Origin of the sequence: Psychrobacter sp. GW64-MNA-CIBAN-0177 (assembly GCF_040309585.1) — a bacterium.
Classification (GTDB): Bacteria; Pseudomonadota; Gammaproteobacteria; order Pseudomonadales; family Moraxellaceae; genus Psychrobacter; species Psychrobacter okhotskensis.
The window spans coordinates 1-260 of the sequence record NZ_JBEOOY010000362.1 but is presented as its reverse complement, the minus strand read 5'-3'; the positions used below and the strand labels follow the sequence as shown (position 1 = coordinate 260).

General features: G+C 45.4%; 1 protein-coding gene. It reads left to right on the top strand.

The annotated features are described in order from the left end of the window. Positions 1-260: hypothetical protein (locus AAEY79_RS15455; protein ID WP_352289414.1), on the top strand; the 260-nt coding region annotated here is incomplete at both ends.

The following is a 260-nucleotide window of genomic DNA, read 5'->3' as shown; positions in this document are numbered from 1 at the left end:
ATTAAAGCACTGGGATGTTCCTGATGTAGCACCCGATGAAAAAAGCTTTGGTAATCGCTCTACTGCCTTTGGTACACCGCTTGCTGAGTTGTATCGAAAAGAAATGGCTGAAGAGTCGCTAATTGAAGAGCCGCAAGAACCTGAGTTACCTGCGCTTACTATGGCCGAACTTGAGCGCATTAGACAAGATGCGTTTGAAGAAGGTGTAAAACAAGGGCACGAGCAAGGTTACATAGATGGTTTTGATAAGGGTGTTACCG